Origin of the sequence: Streptomyces sp. NPDC007971, assembly GCF_042958635.1 — a bacterium.
Classification (GTDB): Bacteria; Actinomycetota; Actinomycetes; order Streptomycetales; family Streptomycetaceae; genus Streptomyces.
The window spans coordinates 1-4141 of record NZ_JBIBJK010000067.1; the positions used below are offsets into that span (position 1 = coordinate 1).

General features: G+C 73.8%; 1 protein-coding gene. It reads right to left on the reverse strand.

What is annotated here, in order from left to right; genetic code table 11:
• Window positions 1–4141, reverse strand: a 4141-nt coding sequence (locus tag ACFZCP_RS45740) for a type I polyketide synthase (protein WP_391443187.1), incomplete at both ends; no start/stop codon positions are given.

Here is a 4141-nt window from a genome sequence, read left to right on the forward strand (position 1 = left end):
TGCTCGGCCCCGCGCGCCGCCAGCCAGCGCGCCACATGCCCGCCCAGGGCACCCAGACCACCGGTCACCAGCACCGTGCCGCGCGGAGTCCAGCCAGAACCAGGAGCCTTTGCGCTCACAGGCCCGGGCACCAGCCTGCGGCCGAGGATCTCGCCGCCGCGCAGCGCGACCTGGTCCTCACCGCTCGTCCCGGCAAGCACCGAGGCCAGCAGGTCGCCGGTCGCCTCGTCCCGAGCGTCCGGCAGATCGACCAGCCCGCCCCAACGGCCGGACTGCTCCAGCGCGGCCACCCGGCCGAGCCCCCACACCACCGACTGCTCGAACCCGGCAACCGGATCACCCGGGCGCGCCGCCACCGCACCCGACGTCAGGCACCACAACGGAGCCGACACGCCCGCATCCCCCAGCGCCCGCAGCAGGCCGACCGTGGGGGCGGCCCCCGCGTCCGCGAGCCCCAGCAGCGAGACCACACCGTCCAGCGAGGACAGCCCATCCAGGTGCTCCGCCCGGTCGACCGCCTCGGGGTCCACCTCCAGGACCCGCACCTCGGCACCGTTGCGGACCAGAGCCTCCCGCACCCATCCGGCCCGGTCCTCGCCGGCCGGCGCCACAACCAGCCACGTGCCGTCCAGCCGCCGGCTCCCGGTGGTCACCGGCCGCCACTCGACCTCGTACCGCCATCCGTCGGCGGTGGAACGGTCCCGCTGCTCCTTGCGCCACTCGGACAGCCGGGGCAGCACCGCGCTCAGCGGGTCGTCCGACGACACGTGCAGCGTACGGGCGAAGTCGGCGACGTCGCCCTCCTCCACGACCTCCCAGAACCGCGCCTCCATGGGCGACATCCGCTGGACGCCGTCACCCACAGGCGCGGCGTCCAGCCAGAAGCGCTCACGCTGGAACGCGTACGTCGGCAGATCCACCCATCGCCGTCCGCGTCCGGCGAGGAACTCCTCCCAGTCGACCGCCACGCCGCGTACGTGGAGCTGCCCGGCGGCCGTGGTGGCGGCCACCGTCTCCGGGCGATCGCCGCGCAGCACCGGTACGAAGGCCGCGTCCGGCGCGGACTCCCGGCCCAGCGCCGACAGCGCGCCGCCCGGGCCGACCTCGACGAACGTGCCGACACCATCCGCGACCAGCGTGCTCACGGCGTCGGCGAACCGCACCGACTCGCGCACATGACGGATCCAGTACTCGGGCGACGCCAGCTCCTCGGCCGTGGCCGCCCGGCCCGTCAACGTCGACACGATCGGAATCACGGGCGCCTCGAACGACACACCCTCCAGCACCCGGCGGAAGTCGTCCAGCATCGGATCCATCAGCGGCGAGTGGAACGCATGGCTCACCCGCAGCCGCGTCACCTTCCGCCCCGCCTCACGCCACCGCTCGCCCACAGCCTCCACATCAGCGGCGGCACCCGACACGACGACCGACGACGGCCCATTCACCGCCGCGATACCGACGGTCTCCGGCAGGTCCGCCGCAACCTCGTCCTCCGTCGCCTGGACCGCCACCATCGCGCCACCCTCGGGTAACGCCTGCATCAGCGCGCCCCGGGCCGACACCACCTTCACCGCGTCCGCCAGCGACCACACGCCCGAGACGTGCGCGGCAGCCAGCTCGCCGATCGAGTGACCGGCCAGCACATCGGGGCGGACACTCCACGACTCCAGGAGACGGAACAGCGCGACCTCGACGGCGAACAGCGCGGGCTGCGTCACCCCCGTCTCGTTCAGCGCATCGGCGTCCTCGCCGAACAGCAGCTCACGGACCTCGGGAGCCAGGAGATCCAGCACCTCGTCCAGCGCCTCGGCGAACACCGGGAACCGGTCGGACAGTTCACGCCCCATGCCAAGCCGCTGCGAACCCTGACCCGAGAACAGGAAGCCCGTCCGGTGCGGTTCTGCCTGGCCCGTCACCACGCCCGGACCGCCGCGCCCCTCGGCGAGGGCGGCCAGGGCCGACCGGAACGCGGCGGGCTCCGCGGCGACCACCACCGCGCGGTGGTCCAACGCCGCACGCGAGAACACCAGCGCACGGCTCACGTCCGCCACGGACAGGTCCGGCGACCGGTCCACGAGGGATGCGAGTCGCGCCGCCTGCTCGCGCAGCGCCTCGGGGCTGCCGGCCGACAGCGCCCACGGGACGACCGTGCCGACGGGCAGCGGCTCCGGGGCCAGCTCCCGCTCGACCGCGGGCGCCTGCTCGATGATGACGTGCGCGTTGGTGCCGCTGAACCCGAACGACGACACGCCCGCCCGCCACGGCCGGTCCACGGCGGGCCACTCGCGCTCGTCGGCGAGCAGCTCCAGCGCACCGGCGGACCAGTCGACGTGCGGCGACGGCTCATCGGCGTGGAGGGTGCGGGGCAGCACGCCGTGCCGCATCGCCATGACCATCTTGATCACACCCGCCACACCCGCGGCGGCCTGCGTGTGACCGATGTTCGACTTGATCGACCCGAGCCACAGCGGCCGGTCGGCGGGGCGGCCCTGGCCGTAGGTGGCGAGCAGGGCCTGCGCCTCGATCGGGTCGCCGAGCTTCGTGCCCGTACCGTGCGCCTCGACCGCGTCCACGTCGGCCGGGGCGAGCCCCGCGGCCGCCAACGCCTGACGGATCACTCGCTGCTGCGAGGGTCCGTTCGGCGCGGTCAGACCGTTGGACCCGCCGTCCTGGTTCACCGCGGAACCCCGTACGACGGCGAGGACCTGGTGACCGTTGCGCTGCGCGTCCGACAGCCGCTCGACGACCAGCATGCCGACGCCCTCGCCCCAGCCCGTGCCGTCCGCGTCCGCGCCGAACGCCTTGCACCGGCCGTCCACGGCCAGGCCCCGCTGCTTGCTGAACTCCACGAACGCGGCGGGGGTGGACATCACCGTCACGCCGCCCGCGAGCGCCATCTCGCACTCACCCGCGCGCAGGGCCTGCATGGCCAGGTGCAGCGCGACCAGCGACGACGAGCACGCCGTGTCCACCGTGACGGCCGGGCCCTCCAGGCCGAAGGTGTACGAAAGACGGCCGGAGATGACGCTCGCCGCACTGCCGGTCCCGAAGTAGCCCTCGACGGTGTCCGGAGCGGCCATCATCAGCGTCGTGTAGTCCTGGCCGTTGGTGCCGACGAACACACCGGAACGGCTGCCCCGCAGCGCGTGCGCGTCCATGCCCGCGCGTTCGAAGGCCTCCCAGGAGGTTTCGAGGAGCAGCCGCTGCTGCGGGTCCATCGCCAGCGCCTCGCGCGGCGAGATCCCGAAGAAGGCGGGGTCGAAGTCGGCAATTCGGTCGAGGAAGGCGCCCTTGCGCGTGTACGAGGTGCCGACGCGCGCGGCGTCCGGGTCGTACAGCGTCTCCAGGTCCCAGCCGCGGTCGGCCGGGAAATCCGACACCGCGTCGCCGCCCGAGCGCAGAATCTGCCACAGGTCTTCCGGGCCGGCCACGCCACCCGGGAACCGGCATGCCATTCCGACGATCGCGATGGGCTCGTCCGCCGGGCCCGAGACGGCCGCAGGCGCGGCGGAGGTGGAGTCCACGCTCGCGCCGGACAGTTCGGCGCGCAGATGGGCGGCCAGTTCAGCGGCGGTCGGGTGGTCGAAGACCAGGGTCGCGGGCAGGGCGACACCGGTGGCCTCGCTCAGCCGGGTCCGCAGCTCCACCGCCGTCAGCGAGTCGAAGCCCAGCTCCCGGAAGGCGCGGGTCGCTGAGAACGCGTCGGCCGAGACATGGCCGAGGACCGCGGCCGCCTCGTACCGCACCAGGTCGGTCAGCTGCCGCTCCTGCTCGGCCTCGTCCAGGCCGGCGAGCCGCTGCGCCAGAGCCGAGGATCCCTGCAGCGCCGACGTGACCTCGAACGCGGCACGTACCTCGGGCAGTTCACTCAGCAACGCGCTGGGCCGCTGCGCCATGAACGTGCCCGCGAACCGCTCCCAGTCCACATCTGCGAGGGTGACGGTGCCGTCGCCGTGGTCGACGGCCGCGCCGAGACCGGCGAGCGCCGCTTCGGGGGTCATCGTGTTCAGGCCCCTGCGCCTCAGGTGCGCGGCCTGCCCGGAGTCGGCGACCATGCCGCCACCGCCCCACGGGCCCCACGCCACCGCCGTAGCAGGCAGACCCGCAGCCCGGCGGTGCTCGGCCAGGGCGTCCAGGTAGG